The sequence below is a fragment of the Roseomonas sp. E05 genome (assembly GCF_030063475.1).
Taxonomy (GTDB): Bacteria; Pseudomonadota; Alphaproteobacteria; order Acetobacterales; family Acetobacteraceae; genus Pseudoroseomonas.
Genome location: NZ_JASIRT010000008.1, coordinates 44345 through 61264, shown reverse-complemented (window position 1 = coordinate 61264; position 16920 = coordinate 44345). Strand labels below are relative to the sequence as shown.

Here is a 16920-nt window from a genome sequence, read left to right as displayed (position 1 = left end):
GCGGCGGCAACTCTTTCCACCGCCGCCGCTCCGTTCCATCCTTGCCCGCATGTTCGGGCTCCGGTCCCTTGTCGCATTGCTGCTGGTCCTGGCCGGCCTTCCCGCCCGCGCGCAGGAGGTGCCGCTGCATGGCGCGGCCCTGCGCGCGCTGGCCGTGGCGGCCGATGGCGCCCGCCTGGCCTCGGGGGGCTTCGACCAGGCGGTGATCGTCTGGCCGGCGGACCTGTCGCGGCCGCTGCAGGTCTCGCGCTGGCACCGGTCCGCCGTGCAGGCGCTGGTGGCGCTGCCCGGTGGCGGCTTCGCCAGCGGCGACGCGGAGGGCCGCATCGCCCTCTGGCCCGCCGGGGGCGCCATTGCGCCGGACCGGGTGCTGGAGGGTCATAGCTCGGCCATTGCCGCCCTGGCGGCGCAGGACGGCCTGCTGCTCTCCGCCGCCTGGGACGGCACCGCGCGGCTCTGGCGCCTGGCAGATGGCAGCGCGCGCGTGCTGGAGGGGCATGCCGGCCAGGTGACCGCCGCGGCCTTCCGCGCCGACGGCGTGCCGGTGACGGCCGGCGCCGACGGCACGCTGCGTGCCTGGCCGGAGGGCGCGCCGCCCCTAACCCTGGCCGAGTTCGGCCTGCCGCAGACCGCGCTGGCGGCGCTGCCGGATGGCACCCTCGCCAGCGCGGGCGTGGACGGCACCGTGCGGCTGCTGGCGCCGGAAGGCACGTTGCGGCGGCTGGAGGCGGGCCATGCGCCCCTCGCGGCCCTGGCCGCTTCCGCCGACGGTGCGCTGTTGGCCGCCGCCGGGCCAGGCGGGGGCATCTCGGTCTGGGTGCTGCCGGAGGGGCGGCTGCGGCACAGCCTCTCCTCTGCCGGGCAGGCGGTCTGGGCGCTGGGCTTCAGTCCCGACGGCACCCGGCTCTTCACCGGCGGCGCCGATGGCCGCCTGCGCACCTTCGACATGCTGCGCGGCCTGGCCCTGGGTGCCGAGCCGGCCCCGCCGGCGGAGCGGCGGGCCGGGCTGGACCTGGAGGGCGCGCGGGTGTTCCGCGCCTGCGGCGCCTGCCACGGCCTCGCCGCCCCCGCACCCGGCCAGCCCGACCTCAGGGCCGGTCCGCATCTGGCCGGGCTGTTCGGCCGCCGCATGGGAAGCGTGGCGGGATATCCCTATTCCGAGCGCCTCAGCCGTGGCGACCTTACCTGGACGCCGGAAACCGTGGCGGAGCTGTTCACCCGTGGCCCGGACATGGTGTTGCCCGGCACCCGAATGCCGGTGCAGGTACTGGACAACCCGGACGACATGGCAGCACTGCTGCGCTTCCTCCAACAGGCGACACGACCATGAATGCGCGCACTTCCCCATCGGAACCGGCCGAGGCCATTGCCCGCGAAGGCTTCGCCTCGCTGCCCGCCGCGGCGGCGCGGCGGCTGTTCGACCCGGCGGGCGGGCACCTCGCCGGCAACGCCTGGGCGGAGTTCGCCGCCTCCTGGGACGATCTGCGGCCCGACACCTACATGGCCGACCGGGGCCGCTACCGGCTGCGCCGCCACGCCGTGTTCCGGCTGCGCGCCGGCGATCCGGCATTGGAGCGGGGGCCGCACCAGCCGCACTACCAGGGCCTCGACTACAATCCGCTGAACGGCGGCGTGCAGCGCTGGTTCGAGCCGGTGACGCCGGAGGTGGGCGGAAGCCCGGCACTCGCCGCGCTGCTCGGCGGCGCGCGCGCCGTCTTCGATAGGCTGTGCCCCGACACCGACTGGCATGTCGAGATGCATCAGTTCCGCATCCAGGCGCGCCCTGACGAGGCGGGGAAGCCCACTCCCGAGGGAATGCACCGGGACGGCGTGGACTTCGTGCTCGTCACGCTGGTCGCGCGCGAGAACGTGGCGGGTGGCGTCACCGGCATCCGCGTCGAGGGCCGTAGCGAGGAGGCCGCGAGCTTCACCCTGCAGGACCCGCTGGACAGCGTGCTGCTCGACGACCACCGCGTCTGGCACGGCGTCACGCCCGTGGTGCCGCTCGATCCGGCCCGGCCCGGCCATCGCGACGTGCTGGTGCTGACCTTCCGGCGGGCCGTGTAGCTCCCCGCAGTGCCAGGGGCTCTGCCCCTGCCCCCGCGCCGTTTCGGCAGGCACCTGAATTTCCTGGCGGAGGCCCCCGGCCTTGGCCTAGAAGCACGAAATCGTGACTCAACCAGCGAGAGCAGCCAGAAGGGCCGCTTCAGCCGCCGGCTTCGCCGGGCTCCTGCTGCTGGCGGGGCTGGCCACTGCCGGCGCGGAGGAAATCCCGCCCACCGGCAGCGATTTCGGCGGGGTCGGCCTGATCGAGACCCGCAACGCCCGGATGCGTGAGGACGGCACGCTGGAAGCCGGCGCCGCCCTGCGCCACCAGCGCCGCTTCTGGTTCCTGAACTTCCAGGCCCTGCCCTTCCTGGAGACCACCTTCCGCCTCAGCGAGCGGCTGGACGCCACCGCCGGCTCCGGCATGACCACCGACCGTGCCTTCGACCTCAAGCTGCGGCTGCTGCAGGAGAGCGACAACCTGCCCGCCGTGGTGGCCGGGCTGCAGGACTTCATCGGCACCGGCCTCTATTCCGGCGAGTACATCGCCGCCTCCAAGCGCTGGTGGGGGCTGGACCTCACGGCCGGGCTGGGCTGGGGCCGGCTCGGCACCGGCGGCGAATGGACCAACCCCTTCGCCCATCTCGATGACCGCTTCGCCAGCCGCCCGCGTGACGTCGGGCGCGGTGGCACGGTGCAGTTCAACTGGTTCCGCGGCGAGGACATGGCGCCCTTCGCCGGCGTGGAGTGGTCGGTGCCCGGCTTCGGTACGCCCTGGGGCCAGGTGGAGGGGCTGCGCGCCAAGGCCGAGTGGTCGGGCGACGCCTTGCGCGACGAGCGCGGCGGCTATCCCGCCCGGACCCGCAACCTGCGCGGCGAGGCGGAATCGCGCTTCAACTTCGGCCTGCAATGGGCCAACGAGTGGCTCGATGCCGGGCTGCACTGGGTGCACGGCACCGACCTGCTGTTCCGCCTCTCCCTTCGGCTGGACCCTGGCGCGCCGCCTTCCCTCCCGCCGCCGCCTCGGCCGCCCATGCCTGCCCGCGCCGCGGCCGTTCCCGTCGGCGAGGCGGCGCAGGCCCAGGCGGTGTTCGATGCCCTGGCCGCCGCCGGCTTCCGCCCGCTGGCCTACCGGCAGGATGAGGTGGTGGTGGAGATCGCCTTCGAGGGCGGCGCCTTCCGCACCCTGCCGCAGGTGGCCGCGCGGGTGCTGCGCGCCACCAATGGCGTGCTGCCGCGGGAGGCGGGCATGCTGCGCCTGCGCTGGTGGCAGGCGGGGGTGGAGATGGCGGTGGTCGAGGTGCCGCGTGGCGCGCTGGAAGGCATCGCCGCCGGCCAGGGCAGCCCCGAGGAAGCCTGGCTGGGCACCCGGTTGCTGCCCGCCACCGGCGATCTCGCGCCCGGTGCGCAGCGCGATCCCGGCCCTTTCTGGGAATGGGAGGTGGCGCCGCGCCTGGGCCTGCAGCTTGGCGATCCCTCCCGCACCCTGCGCTGGCAGGCGGCGCTGGCGGCGGGGGCGCGGGTGGAGCTGGGGGCGGGCTTTGCCGTGGCGGGGGCGCTGCAGCAGGCGCTGTTCGGCAACCTTTCCGGCGGCCTGCCTTCGGACAGCGTGCTGCCGCATGTCCGCACCGACTATGCCGAATATGCCCGCGAGGGCGAGACGGCGATCTCCGCCCTCTACGCCGAGCGGATCTGGAACCTCGCCCCCGACATCTTCGCCCGTGCCACGGCCGGCTATCTGGAGCCGATGTTCGGCGGTGTCTCGGGCGAGGTGCTGTGGCGCCCGCATGACCGCCCCTTCGCCCTCGGCCTGGACCTGAACTGGGTGAAGCAGCGCGACTACGATCAGAAGCTCGGCTTCCGCGACTACGCGGTGGCAACCGGGCATGTCTCGCTCTATGCCGACCTGCCGGTGTGGAACCTCTACGGCATCCTGCGCGCCGGACGCTATCTGGCGGGCGACTGGGGCGCCACCGTCGAGTTGGGCCGGCGCTTCGACTCCGGCATCGAGGTCGGCGGCTTCGCCACCTTCACCAACGTCTCCGCCGCCGAGTTCGGCGAGGGCTCCTTCGACAAGGGCCTCTACATCCGCATCCCGCTGGACCTCTTCGGGCGGCAGAGCCGCTCCGTGGGCACGGCACTGATCCGCCCGATCCAGCGCGACGGCGGCCAGCGCCTGGCGGTGGACAATCCCCTCTGGGAGGTGACGCGGGACGGCCGCATGGATGCATTGCGGCGTGGCCTTCCCGGCTTCGGCGGATAGCGGCCGGGCAGGCACGGCGCACCCGCCCGGCCCGACCGGCGCGGTGCGTGCAAGGCAGCGCCGCATCGCGCCGTGCTTGACCCGGCGGCTCCGCCACACGACTTTCCTCTGCCGAACCCCACGCCCGGCTCCGGGCTCCCTGAGGAAGCAACAGACATGAGCGAACTCACCAAGCCCGTCAGCGATGACAGCTTCAAGCAGGATGTGCTGGAGTCCTCCGGTCCCGTGCTGGTGGACTTCTGGGCCGAGTGGTGCGGCCCCTGCCGGATGGTGGCGCCGATCCTGGACGAGATCGCCAAGGACTATGCCGGCCAGCTCACCGTGGCGAAGGTCAATATCGACGAGAATCCGATGACGCCGAACGACTACGCGGTGCGCGGCATTCCCACCATGATCCTGTTCAAGGATGGCAAGCCGGTGGACACCAAGGTCGGCGCCCTGCCCCGCAGTGCGCTGAAGGACTGGATCGCCGGCGCGCTCAGCAAGTAACGCCGGGGCGGCGCCGCACCGCCCGATCCGCCGGCGGCGCCTGCCCGGCTTGGCCGCCGCTCTGGCGGCGGGCCTGGCTGCCGCGCCGGCCCCCTTGACCCCCGGCGGCGGCAGGCCGGATCCTCGCTGAAGCAGAACAGCATGGAGCAGAAGCCGCCATGGCCATTCTCGTGACCGGCGGCGCCGGCTTCGTCGGGCTCAACCTGGTGGAGGCCCTGCTGGCCCGCGGCGAGCATGTCGTCGTCTACGGGCGGGAGGACCTGCCCACCGCGGCGGCCGCGGCCTTCGCGCACCTGCCCGGCCGCCTCGATCTGGTGCGGGGCGACGTGCTGGATGCCGCCGCCCTCGGCGCCGTCTTCACGGCGCACAAGATCCACGCGATGTTTCCCTTCGCCGCCATCACCGCCGGGCCGCAGCGCGAGGCGGAGCAGACCGAGGCAATCCTGGAGGTGAACCTGCTCGGCGCCGTCGGCCAGCTTCGCGCCGCGCGCGCGGCGGGGGTCGGCCGCATCGTCTTTCCCTCCTCCATCAGCGTCTACGGCGAGAGCCAGCGCCTGCCGGGCCCGATGCGCGAGGACACCACCCCGCCGGTTCCCGTCTCGGTCTACGGCATCACCAAATATGCCGGCGAGCGGCTGGCGCTGCGGCTGCGTGACCTCTGGGGCCTCGACCTGGTCTGCGCCCGCATCGGCGGTGTCTTCGGCCCCTGGGAACGCGACACCGGCGTGCGGGACCTGCTCACGCCGCACATGCATCTCGCCGTCGCCGCGCTGCGCGGCGAGGCGGCGGTGCTGCCGGCAACCCTGCTGCCCCGCCCCTGGATCTATGCGCGCGACCTCGCCCGCGGCCTGCTCCTGCTGCTCGATGCGCCGCGGCCGCGCTGGCCGGTCTACAACATCTCGGCCGGCGTGGAGTGGGGGGCTCGCATCCTGCTCTGGGCGGAGGCGCTGGCGCGCCACTACCCGGCCTTCCGCTGGCGGCAATCCGCGGATCCGGCGGAGGTGACGGTGCCCTTCCACGATGAGGGGCCGCGTGCGGTGGAGGATATCGGGCGCATGCGCGAGGAGTTCGGCTATGCGCCGGAATTCCTGCCTGAGGCGGCCTATGCCGATTATCTGCGATGGCTGCAGATGGTGCCGGACTATCTCGTGCCGAGGGAATGAAAGCGTTCAACGAAACTTGCTGAACGGTGTTGCGGGGAGCATGGCGAAGCCTCCTGCCCCTGATGATCCGTGGACGGCGGTTGCGCCGCTCCTGCCGCCTGAGCAGGCCCAGCCGAAAGGCGGTCGCCCGCCCGCCCGTGCCCGGTGTTCTACCATCGGAGACCTTGGCCAGAGCTGGCATTACCCTGGCCGCCCTCGTGACCGGTGCACTCGCCGTCTGGACGGCCACTCCCGGGCGCATCACCCCGTGGCCATGTCCCGCGGCGGTCGATGCAATGCTCTGCCACCGGCACGCCAAGCCTGGATCAGCGTGCGGTGCGGGGGTGTAAGCCCATGAAATTCGTCGCGTGCTGGCCGCCAACGGCTTGGCGGTCAGGCCCTGCGGCACCACCTCGGACACGACCTGTAGAATGCTTGCTCGGGATGCATGCCGGGCGTTAGACCTGCTGCCATGACCGGCAAAATTCGGCCCGCTCCTGCGCTGGAGGGCGTCGCCTCGGCGGAGCGCCTGTTGACCATCCTCAGCGCCTTTCGCAAGGGCGATGGCGCGCTGTCCCTGGCCGAGCTGTCGGCGCGGACGGGGCTGGTCAAGACGACGATCATGCGGCTGGCGGTTTCGCTCGAGGCCTTCGGCTATCTCGCGCGCACGCCGGAGGGGCAGTACCGGCTGGATGCCGAGCTGCTGCGCCTGGGCATGATCTACCAGCAATCCTTCCGGCTTGAGGCGCATGTGATGCCGGTGCTGGAGACGCTGGTGGAACGCACCGGGGAAAGCGCCTCCTTCTACATCCGCCGGGGCGACAGCCGGCTCTGCCTGTTCCGCGTGGACTCGCCGCACCGGCTGCGGCTGCATGTCCGGCCCGGCGACAGGCTGCCGATGGATGGCTCCGCCATCGCACAGGTGCTGCGGCTGTTCACCACCTCGCCCCTGCCGGCGGCAGCCACGGCGCAGGACTTCCCGCTCTACACCGCCGGCGCCAACGACCCGCATGTCGCCGGCATGGCGATGCCGGCCTTCGGGCCGGATGAGCAGTTCGCCGGCGCGGTCTGCGTCACCGGCCCGATCACCCGCCTGACGGCGGAGGCGGCGGAGGCGGTCCGTCCCATCCTGCGCGAGGCCGCGGCGCGGCTGACCCGCAGCCTGGGCGGCCGGATGCCGGAGATCCGCCTGCCGCCACCTTCCAGCGCCGCCTGAGGCCGGAGTGCGCCCGCAGCCATTCCCAAGCGGGGACCTGGCCTTGCCAATCTGGCCGGCAAGCCTGGGGGAGTGAACTCCCCCAAACCCCCTCCTTCTTCTGCCGGTTTTCGGCCCCGCCTGTGGCCAGGGCGTTCCTGACTGCCCCCGCGTGAACGCGCGCCGTCGGCGTCGAGGACAGGTCGGATGTTTCAGGCCCGCCGGACGTTCCAGAACTTCACGAAGCCGTCGAGCACGCCGTCGCTGTCGTGTCGCCAGGCCATCGGCTGGAAGATCTGGCCGGTGGGCAGGAAGGTGGCGTCCTCCCAGGCCTGGGCCTGCATCTGCTCGGCCAGCTTTTTCTGCGCGGCCGGGTCGCGCTCCTCCATCCAGGCATCGCGCAGCCGCTCCGCCTCCGCGCTGGTCGGCCAGCCGTACCAGCCCTTCAACCCGTTGGCGCGCGCCACGCTGGTCACCGCCGGGTTCAGGATGTTCAGGCCGGAGACCATGGAGGGGAAGACGCTCCAGCCGCCCTTCTCCACGGGCTCGCGCGAGCTGCGGCGCTGGAACAGCGTGCCGCTGTCCATCGCCTGAACGTCCACGTTCAGGCCGATACGCTGGAACAGGTCGATGCCCACCTGGCCGATCGGCGCACTGACCGGATGGTCCATCGGCAGCATGAAGGCGACCTTCTCGCCCTTGTAGCCGGAGGCCGCCACCTCCTGCCTGGCGCGCGCGATGTCGGTCTTGCCGAACAGCCGGTCGAAGCCGACGTCATTCGCCATCGGCGTGCCCGGGCAGAACATGCCGAGCTTGACGTGCCAGGTTTCGGGATCGCTGCTGTAAGCTTGCATGAACTCCGACTGGTCCACCGCGCCGAGCACGGCGCGGCGCAGCGCGACGTTGTCGAAGGGCGGCTGGATGCAGTTGAAGCGCAGGATCGGCGTCAGGCCCTGGCGGTCCTTCACCTCCACGCGGAGATCCTTGTTGTGCTTCAGCAGCGCGACAAGGTCGGGGGACGGGGTTTCCCACCAGTCCGCCTCGCCGGCCATCAGCGCGCCGGAGGCGGCCGAGACATCCGGCATGACGGTCCATTCCACCCGCTCGAAATGCGCGACCTTCGGGCCGGCGGTGCCGCCCACCACGCCGTCCGGCCGCGGCACGTAGCCGTCGAAGCGTGCATAGGCGGCGCGCACGCCGGCCATGTGCTCGTCGGGCAGGAAGCGGAATGGACCGCTGCCCACCATCTCCGTCACCTGCCTGGCCGAGTCGGTCTTCGCCAGCCGCTCCGGCATGATGGCGCAGATGCTCGGCGAGGCCTTGGCCAGCGCGGCGGGCAGCAGCGGGAAGGGCCTGCTCAGGCGGAACAGGATGGTGCGGTCGTCCGGGGCGGAGAGCTCGTCGGTCACCGCCATCAGCGCCTGGCCGAAGGAATCCCGCGCGGCCCAGCGGCGGATGCTGGCGACGCAGTCGCGCCCGGTGACGGCGCTGCCGTCATGGAACCTGAGGCCCTCGCGCAGCGTCAGCTCCCAGCGGCGGCCGTCATCCTCGATGGTGTGGCCCTGCACCATCTGCGGCTGCGGCTCGAACTGCGCGTCCAGGCCGTAGAGCGTGTCGAACACCATGAAGGCGTGGTTGCGCGTCGGCGTCGCGGTGGTGGCCACCGGGCCGAGCAGCGACAGGTCCACGAAGGGAATGAAGCGCAGCACGCTCTTCTCCCCCGCTCGCACGAGGCGCGGCATGGCCAGCGGAGCCAGCGTCGCGGCGGCGGCCGCGCCCAGGAAATGACGTCGCAACATGGTGTGGACCTTCCTCTCGTGCCCTCTGCGGGGCGCTTGGTTGCTGGCGCGCGCCGGCCGGCGCGCGTCGCGTTCGATCCGGCAGCCGCCTTCCTGGCGGCGGGGATATCAGGCCGGCAGCACCTGGCCCGGCGCGGGCAGCTCGGCGCGCAGGATGCTGCCGGTCTCGGACTCGGTGATGAACAGGCTGCGCCGGCCCGGGCCGCCGAAGGCGAGGTTGGTGGTGGACCAGCCGGCGCAGGAGGCGATGCGCAGCAGCGGCTCGGCGCGCGGCGAAAGCCGCCAGACCGTGCCGAAGCCGGCATGCGCGACCAGCAGGCAACCCTCCTGATCGAGCGCCAGCCCGTCCGGCCCGCTCGGGCCGCCATGCATGTGGCAGAAGATGCTGGCCTTGGTCACGCTGCCATCGGCCTGCAGCGGCAGGCGCCAGATCTGGTTGGCGCGCGTCACCGCGACCAGCAGGTGGCTCCCGTCCGCCGCCAGCACGATGCCGTTGGGGCTCGGGATGGTGTCGATCAGGCAGGTCAGCCGGCCATCCGGCTCCAGGCGCCAGACGCGGCCCGTGGGGTCCTGTAGCCCGGTCTGCCCCTGGTCGGTGAAGTAGATGTCGCCGGCGGCGGAGAAGCAGAGATCGTTGACGCCCTTGAAGCTTTCCGAGCGCGCCGTCTCCAGCAGCGGCGTGACGGCGCCCGAGGCCGGGTCAAGCAGCATCAGGCCACGCTTGTAGTCGGTGATGACGAAGCGGCCATCGGGCGCGATCTTCATGCCGTTCGGCCAGCCGTCATACTCGGCCACCTGCTGCCACTCGCCCTGCGGCGAGGCGCGGAAGATGCGGCCGAAGGGGATGTCGGTGACGTAGAGCTGGCCGTTCCGGTCGAAGACCGGGCCTTCCAGGAAGCTGTCCACCGGCTTTCCGGCGCGGTTGGCGTCGCTCCAGGCGGTGCGGCGCAACTCGCGGAAGCGGTCCGGCAGGCGGGAGAAGAGCGTGGTCTCGACGCGCGGCGGCGGGGCGAAGAAGCTCATGGCCGGGTCCTCACTGCCGCTCGATGCCGGCGCGCCTGGCGACGTCGGCCCAGAGCGCCTTTTCCTTCTGGATCAGCTTGGCGAAATCGGCGGGCGGCATGCCGCCGGGCTCGGCCGCCAGCGTGGCGAGGAAGTCGCGCATGTCCTGGTCGCGCAGCGCGGCCGCCATCGCCTGGTGGAGCTGGTCGATGACCGGCGCCGGCGTGCCGCGCGGCGCCGCGAGGCCGGACCAGTTGATGATGCTGAAGCCCTTCAGGCCGGCCTCGTCGAAGGTGGGCGTATCCGGCAGCGCCGTCACACGGTGGCTGCCGCTGATCGCCAGCGGCCGCAGCAGGCCGCCCTTGATGCCGCCGAGGCCCGAGCCGAGCGAGGGCATGGCCATGTCCACCTCGCCGGAGATGGTCGCCGTCACCGCCTCGCCGCCGCCCTTGTAGGGGACGTGGAACAGCTTCACCCCGGCGGCCTGCTGGAAGGCCTCGGCGGAGAGGTGCAGCGAGCTGCCGACGCCGCCGGAGCCGAAGGTCACCTTGTCCGGCGCGCGCTTCGCCGCCGCGATCAGCGAGGCGAGGTCCTTGTAGGGCGACTTGGCGTTGACCAGCAGCAGCACCGGCGAGAAGGCGCTGACGCTGATAGGCGCGAAACCCTCGGCGTGGTCGAAGGGCAGGTTGTTGAAGAGGTAGGGCAGGGTTGCGTAGGTGTTGTCGATCGCCAGCAGGGTCTGCCCGTCCGGCTCGGCGCGCGCCACATCCGCCGCGCCGATGGTGCCGGTGGCACCCGGCTTGTTCTCGACGACGAAGGTCTGTCCCAGCCGGCCGGAAAGCTTCTGCGCCATGCGCCGGGCCACCACGTCCACCGCGCCGCCGGGCGCCCAGGGCACCACGATACGGACCGGGCGGGACGGGTAGGACGCGGCCGCCAGGGCCGGGCGGGACAGCGCGCCCGCGGCCAGGGCGGCGCCGGCGAGCAGCACGCGGCGGCGCGGCAGGAGCGGGTTGGCGAGGGTCGAAAGCGGCATCAAGCGGGCTCCTCCCAGAGCGTCTGGCCGGTCAGGCGGCAATTTCGAAATGACGTTGCATTTTTTCCCGCACTCCGCAAGTCTGCCTTCCAGGCCGCCGCAGGGCGGCGGATCGCTGGAGGAAGACGATGGCCTTGGGCTTCAGGATTTTGCCGCGCGCCCGTGCGGTGTCCGCCGACTGGGTGGAGCGCTTCCGCGACCTGCCGGTGGCCAATGTCAGCGACGTCATGTCCCGCATGACCGCCGGCGGGCCGCGCCTGCGGCCGATGCATGACGGCGCGCCGATGCGCGGCCCCGCCTTCACGGTGAAGACGCGCCCCGGCGACAATCTCATGATCCACAAGGCGCTGGCCCTGGCCGCGCCGGGCGACGTCATCGTCGTCGATGGCGGCGGCGACCTCACCAACGCGCTGATCGGCGAACTGATGCTGGCGCAGATGGTGCGCCGCGGCCTCGGCGGCATCGTCATCAACGGGGCGATCCGCGACAGCGCCGCCATCGCCGCGCAATCCTTCCCGGTCTTCGCCGCCGGCGTCACCCATCGCGGCCCCTACAAGGACGGCCCCGGCGAGATCAACGTGCCGATCGCCCTCGACGGCATGGTGATCGAGCCCGGCGACCTCGTGCTCGGCGACGATGACGGGCTGCTCTGCGTGCCCTTCGGCAGCGTCGAGGCAATCCACGCCGCCGCCGCCGCCAAGCAGGCGGCCGAGCAGAAGCAGATGGCCAATATCGAGGCCGGCACGCATGACGCCTCCTGGGTGGACGCGACGCTGCGCCGGCTCGGCTGCGAGGGGCTGGAATGAGCGACGGCCAGGGCAGATCCGCCATGACATCCGCCGCCGACCGCCGCCCCGTCGTCCTCATCTCCGCCGCCCGGCTGGCGCCCGAAGCCCTGGCGATGCTGGAGCAGGCCGGGCTGAACCCGGTCTGCACCACCGGCTATCCCGGCGAGGCAGAGCTGTTGGCGGCCATCGCCGCGCACCGGCCCGTGGCGCTGCTGCACCGCCAGGGCCGCATCGACGGCACGGTGATGGACGCCGCCGCGCCTGACCTGCGCGTGGTGGCCCGCCACGGCGCCGGGATCGACGGCATCGACGTCCCCGCCGCGCGGGCGCGCGACCTGACCGTGACGCGCGCCGCCGGGGCGAATTCCCGCTCGGTGGCCGAGCACGCGATGGCGCTGATGCTGGCCCTGCTGAAGGACCTCCCCGACGTCAGCGGGAAGATGCGCGATGGCCTCTGGGAGAAGACCTCCCGCATGACGCGCGACATCGAGGACATGACGCTCGGCATCGTCGGGCATGGCGCGATCGGCTCCAAGGTGGCGCGCTTCGCGGCCGGCTTCGGCATGCGGGTGCTGGCCTATGACCCCTATCTGCCCGAGGGACCGCTGCCCGGCCCTGCCGAGCGCATGCCGACGCTCGACGCCCTGCTGGAACGGGCAGAAGTGCTCTCGCTGCACTGCCCGCTGGAGCCGGAGACGCGCGGCATGATCGGCGCCGCCGAGCTGGCGCGGCTGCCGAAGGGCGCGATCCTGGTGCACACCGCCCGCGGCGGCATCGTGGACGAGGCGGCGCTGCTGGCGGCGCTCGATTCCGGCCAACTCGCCTGGGCGGGCGTGGACGTCTTCGGCACCGAGCCGCTGCCTGCGGACAGTCCGCTGCGCCGGCATCCGCGCCTGGTGCCGACCCCGCATCTGGCGGCCAACACGCCGCGCGGCGCCGTCGCCATGGCCACCAGCGCGGCGGAGAGCATCATCGCCGTGCTCGCCGGACGCCGCCCCTCCGTGGAGGGCGCGGTGGTGGTCGAAGGCGGGCTCGCCGCCGCGCTCGACCCGGCCTGACCGCCGGGGGCCAAGCCCCTCGGGAACCCGGCAAGGACGATCGCACGGGAGGACGCCTCCCGTGCGCAGCGCAGACGCATGCCTGGCCGTGGCGCAACCGCTGGCCAGCGCCAAGACGAAACGGATGGAAGCACAAGAATGACCGGTACACCGAGGCTGAGGCGTCGCGCCGCCCTGCTGGCAACCCCGATGCTGCTGCTCTCCGGCCATATGAGCCGGGCGCAGGAGAGCGCCTGGCCGAAGCGGCCGGTGCGCGTCATCGTGCCCTGGCCGCCGGGCGGGACTGCCGACGTGGTGGCCCGCCTGCTGTTCACCTCGGTGGCCGAGGCCACGGGGCAGCCCTTCGTGATCGAGAACCGCGCCGGGGCCACCGGCACCATCGGCGCCGCCGTGGCCGCCCAGGCGGCGCCTGACGGCTATGCGGTTCTCTACGGCTCGACCGGCCTCTCCGTGGAGGCCGCCCTGTTCACCAACCTGAGCTACAGCGCGCAGCGCGACTTCGTGCCGGTGTTCCGCTCCATCACCGTGCCGCAACTCCTGCTGGTGAACCCGAAGGTGAAGGCCAGCACGTCGGCCGAACTGATCGCGCTGAGCAAGGCCACACCGGGCGGGCTGAACGGCGCCTCCGCCGGCATCGGCTCGATCCAGCACCTGGCGCTGGAACTCTTCTCGCGGCAGTCCGGCGCGCCGGTCAACCACGTGCCCTACCGGGGCGGCGCCCCCATCTATGCCGACCTGATGTCCGGCCAGGTGGATCTCTATTTCGGCAATGCCAACGGGCCCACGGCCTTCCTGAAGGAGGGCACCCTGCGCGCGCTGGCGCAGACCGGCCGCGGCCGGCTGGCCTCGCTGCCGGACCTGCCGCCCCTCTCGGACACGCTGCCGGGCTTCGAGACCTATGAGTGGAACGGAGTCTTCCTGCCGAAGGGCACCCCTGCTGCGATCGTGACGCGGCTCAATACCCTGCTGAACGCGGCCCAGGCCCAGCCGGAGATCGCCGCCAAGCTGCGCGCCCAGGACCTGCTGACGGAGCCCAACACGCCCGAGCAGTTCGCCGAATTCTTCGAGGCGCAGAGCGAACGCTGGCAGGGCTTCGTGAAGCAGGCCGGCATCCGGCTGGAGTGATGGCCATGCCATCCGCTCCCCACAGCCCGCACATCCCGGTGCGCGAGGACTGGCTGGCGCTCGTGACCGAGCCGCCGCTGGAGCCCGAGCTGCCCGTGGTGGACCCGCATCACCATCTCTGGGACCGCACCGGCGACCGCTACCTCTTCGACGACCTGCTGCGCGACACCCGCAGCGGTCACGACATCCGCGCCACAGTCTTCATCACCTGCCGGTCGATGTTCCGCGCGGAGGGAGCGGAGGAAATGCGCCCGGTCGGCGAGACGGAGTTCGTCAACGGCGTCGCGGCGCAGAGCGCCAGCGGGCTCTACGGGCCTTTGCGGGCCTGCCAGGGAATCGTCGGCTTCGCCGACCTGACGCTGGGGGAGCAGGTGGCGCCGGTGCTGGAGGCGCATCTGCGCGCCGCGCCGGAGCGCTTCCGCGGCATCCGCAACAACACCGCCTTCCACCCCGATCCCCGCGTCCAAACAAACCCTATCAAGCCGCGCGAGGGCCTGCTGAACGATCCGGCCTTCCTGCGTGGCGCGGCCATGCTGGCGCGCTGCGGACTGACGCTCGACATCTGGGCCTATCATACGCAGCTCCCGGAAGTGGAGGCGCTGGCGCGCGCCCTGCCGGACCTCACCATCATCCTCGACCATCTCGGCGGTCCGATCGGCATCGGCCCCTTCGCCGGGCAGCGAGAAGAGGTCTTCGGCACCTGGCTGGCATCAATGCGGCGGCTGGCGGCCTTGCCGAACCTTCGCGTCAAGCTCGGCGGCCTCGGCATGGCGTTGAGCGGCTTCCGGTTCCACGAGGCCGGCACGCCGCCGGGCTCGGCGGAGCTCGCGACCGCCTGGGCACCCTATGTCGAGCGCTGCATCGAGATCTTCGGCGCGCAGCGCTGCATGTTCGAGAGCAACTTCTCCGTGGACAAGGGCATGTTCAGCTACGGCGTCTGCTGGAACGCCTTCAAGCGCATTGCCGCCGCCGCCTCGGCCGACGAGAAGGCCGCCCTCTTCGCCGGCACCGCCATCCGCACCTACCGCCTGCCGCAGCATCTCGGCCTGCCCCGGGCAGCATCGCAGGAGCTCTCCGCATGATCGCGCGCCGTACCCTTCTCCACGCCGGCACCGCCGCGCTGCTCGCCGCTCCCGGACTGGCCTCCGCAGCATCCTGGCCGGACCGGCCGCTGAAACTCGTCGTGCCCTACCCGCCGGGCGGCGCGGTGGACATCGCGGCGCGGCTGATCGCCGACGGGCTGGGCGCCCGGCTCGGGCAGCCCGTGGTGGTGGAGAACCGCCCCGGCGGCGGCGGCACCATCGGCACGGCGGCCGTCGCCCATGCCGATCCCGATGGCACCACGCTCGGCGCCTCGGCGGTGAACAGCCTGGCGATCAACCGGTTCCTCTACCGCGACCTGCCCTATGACCCGGAGAAGGACCTGGTGCCGGTCTCACTGGGCTGGGAGGCGCCGCTGGTGGTGGTGGTCCCTGCCGATCACGTCCCGGCCCAGACGCTGGAGGAAATTCATCGCCTGGGCCAAGAAGCAGCCGCAGGGTGTCACTTTCGGCAGCTCCGGCATCGGCACCACGGTGCATCTCTCCGGCGAAATGCTGTGCCGGCGGACCGGCATCCAGGGCCTGCACGTGCCCTTCCGCGGCGGCTCGGAGGCGCTGACCGGCATGCTGCGCGGCGACATCCAGTTCGTGGTGGACAACCTGCCCACCGCGCTGGCCAACCTGCGCGGCGGCAAGCTGCGGGCGCTCGCCGTGACCTCGGCCGAGCGGTGGCCCGACCTGCCGGAGGTGCCGACCATGGCCGAGGCGGGCGTGCCGGATTTCGTCGTCACCTCCTGGGGCGCCATCACCGTGCCGGCCGGTACGCCCGCGCCTGTGGTCGAAGGCCTGTCGCAGGCGATGCGCGCGGCCGCGGCGGACCCGGCCCTGCAGAAGCGCTTCGCGCAGACCGGCACCCGTGCGCTGGGCACCACCCCGCAGGAGGCCGCGGCGCGTGCGGCGCGCGAGCGGCCCATGTGGCAGGAACTGGTGCGCGGCTCCGGCGCAACGCTGGACTGAGCGCGTGCGCGGTACCCCCTCCCCCGTGCCGTGGTCCGCCGGCACGGCCGCCCCCCGCCTGGAGGTGCCCGCCGGGGCAACGGATTGCCACTTCCATGTCTATGATCGCCGGTGGCCCTCGGCCGCCGGCACCCCGCATCATCCGGACGCCTCGGTGGAGCACTACCGGCTGCTGCAAGGCCGCCTGGGCCTCTCGCGCGGCGTCCTGGTGCAACCCTCCGCCTATGGCACGGACAACAGCCTGCATCTGCAGGCCCTGGAGGCGCTGGGACGCAACCGCTTCCGCATGGTGGCAGTGGTAGAACCAGACATTTCGGATTCGGCGCTGCAGGCCATGGACGATGCCGGTGTGCGCGGCATCCGCTTCAACCTGACCATGCCGGGCATGCTCAGGATGGAGCACCTGTCGCCGCTGGCCCGGCGCGTGGCATCGCTCGGATGGCACTGCCAGGTGAACGCCTCCGAGGCGATGCTGTTGGCGGCCGAACCGGTGCTGCGCATCCTGCCCTGTCCCCTGGTGCTGGACCACATGGGCCAGCTGCCGCAGCCCGCCGGCACATGCGGCCCAGGCTTCCCGGCCATTCGCAGGCTCCTCGATGCGGGGCATACCTGGGTGAAGCTGTCGGGCGCCTATATCCGCAGCCTGGCTGGCGCGCCGGCCTACAGCGACTCGGGCACCGTGGCCGCGGCTCTGGCTCGCGCCGCGCCGGAGCGGATGCTCTGGGGAAGTGACTGGCCTCACCCGACCCAGTCGCCGGATCGCAAACCCGACGACGCCACCCTGCTCGACCTGCTGGCGGACTGGGTTCCCGAACCTCGCGATCGCCGCCGCGTGCTCGTGGACAATCCGGCTGCCCTCTATGGCTTCGACCCGTGCTGCTAGAGCAGATCCCGTTCCGATGGCATCATCGGAACAGGTG

At 72.2% G+C, this 16920-nt stretch carries 15 protein-coding genes and 1 pseudogene; 13 read left to right on the top strand and 3 right to left on the bottom strand.

Features of this window, described 5'->3' with window-relative positions:
* Positions 1–49: 49 nt before the first annotated feature.
* From QMO56_RS10655 to QMO56_RS10625, 6 genes are all read left to right on the top strand, one after another.
* Positions 50–1330, top strand: a complete 1281-nt coding sequence (locus tag QMO56_RS10655) for a c-type cytochrome (RefSeq protein ID WP_283525569.1) — start codon at positions 50–52, stop codon at positions 1328–1330.
* Entirely contained in the window at positions 1327–2067 is a 741-nt protein-coding gene (locus QMO56_RS10650) for a 2OG-Fe dioxygenase family protein (protein WP_283525568.1), read from the top strand. The genes QMO56_RS10655 and QMO56_RS10650 overlap by 4 nt, the downstream gene beginning before the upstream one ends.
* A gap of 103 nt (positions 2068–2170) precedes the next feature.
* A complete protein-coding gene (locus tag QMO56_RS10645; RefSeq protein ID WP_283525566.1) occupies positions 2171–4309 on the top strand; it encodes a YjbH domain-containing protein in 2139 nt (712 codons plus the stop codon).
* Between the two features lie 156 nt (positions 4310–4465).
* The gene (gene trxA / locus QMO56_RS10640) at positions 4466–4798 is read left to right on the top strand and encodes a thioredoxin TrxA (RefSeq protein WP_283525565.1); all 333 of its coding nucleotides are present in this window, start codon (positions 4466–4468) and stop codon (positions 4796–4798) included.
* A gap of 158 nt (positions 4799–4956) precedes the next feature.
* The gene (locus QMO56_RS10635; RefSeq protein ID WP_283525563.1) at positions 4957–5961 is read left to right on the top strand and encodes an NAD(P)-dependent oxidoreductase; all 1005 of its coding nucleotides are present in this window, start codon (positions 4957–4959) and stop codon (positions 5959–5961) included.
* A 451-nt stretch (positions 5962–6412) separates the two neighbouring features.
* Entirely contained in the window at positions 6413–7156 is a 744-nt protein-coding gene (locus QMO56_RS10625) for an IclR family transcriptional regulator (RefSeq protein WP_283525562.1), read from the top strand.
* 191 nt (positions 7157–7347) lie between these two features.
* Here the strand turns inward: QMO56_RS10625 and QMO56_RS10620 are convergent, their stop codons facing one another.
* The 3 genes from QMO56_RS10620 to QMO56_RS10610 form a co-directional block, all read right to left on the bottom strand.
* A complete protein-coding gene (locus QMO56_RS10620) occupies positions 7348–8934 on the bottom strand; it encodes an ABC transporter substrate-binding protein (RefSeq protein WP_283525561.1) in 1587 nt (528 codons plus the stop codon).
* Between the two features lie 108 nt (positions 8935–9042).
* Entirely contained in the window at positions 9043–9957 is a 915-nt protein-coding gene (locus QMO56_RS10615; protein ID WP_283525560.1) for an SMP-30/gluconolactonase/LRE family protein, read from the bottom strand.
* Between the two features lie 10 nt (positions 9958–9967).
* Positions 9968–10972 (bottom strand): tripartite tricarboxylate transporter substrate binding protein, encoded by a 1005-nt coding sequence (locus QMO56_RS10610; RefSeq protein WP_283525559.1) that lies wholly within the window; start codon positions 10970–10972, stop codon positions 9968–9970.
* Between the two features lie 128 nt (positions 10973–11100).
* Here QMO56_RS10610 and QMO56_RS10605 point away from each other — a divergent pair, with 128 nt between their 5' ends.
* The 7 genes and pseudogenes from QMO56_RS10605 (at position 11101) to QMO56_RS10575 (ending at position 16883) form a co-directional block, all read left to right on the top strand.
* Positions 11101–11778 carry an RraA family protein gene (locus QMO56_RS10605; RefSeq protein WP_283525557.1) on the top strand — a complete coding sequence of 226 codons (678 nt, stop codon included), beginning with the start codon at positions 11101–11103 and terminating at the stop codon, positions 11776–11778.
* A gap of 23 nt (positions 11779–11801) precedes the next feature.
* On the top strand, positions 11802–12818 hold the full coding sequence (locus QMO56_RS10600) for a hydroxyacid dehydrogenase (RefSeq protein ID WP_283525556.1): 1017 nt from the start codon (positions 11802–11804) through the stop codon (positions 12816–12818).
* 138 nt (positions 12819–12956) lie between these two features.
* Positions 12957–13943: a tripartite tricarboxylate transporter substrate binding protein gene (locus QMO56_RS10595; RefSeq protein ID WP_283525555.1), complete on the top strand. Its 987-nt coding sequence runs from the start codon at positions 12957–12959 to the stop codon at positions 13941–13943.
* Positions 13944–13948: 5 nt separating this feature from the next.
* Positions 13949–15025: an amidohydrolase gene (locus QMO56_RS10590; RefSeq protein ID WP_283525554.1), complete on the top strand. Its 1077-nt coding sequence runs from the start codon at positions 13949–13951 to the stop codon at positions 15023–15025.
* Positions 15022–15393 (top strand): annotated as a pseudogene (locus tag QMO56_RS10585) (Bug family tripartite tricarboxylate transporter substrate binding protein); the annotation flags it as partial. The gene QMO56_RS10590 and the pseudogene QMO56_RS10585, both read left to right, overlap by 4 nt.
* A complete protein-coding gene (locus tag QMO56_RS10580; RefSeq protein WP_283525552.1) occupies positions 15350–16000 on the top strand; it encodes a tripartite tricarboxylate transporter substrate binding protein in 651 nt (216 codons plus the stop codon). The pseudogene QMO56_RS10585 and the gene QMO56_RS10580, both read left to right, overlap by 44 nt.
* Before the next feature lie 4 nt (positions 16001–16004).
* A complete protein-coding gene (locus QMO56_RS10575) occupies positions 16005–16883 on the top strand; it encodes an amidohydrolase family protein (RefSeq protein WP_283525551.1) in 879 nt (292 codons plus the stop codon).
* The last annotated feature ends 37 nt before the right edge of the window (positions 16884–16920 follow it).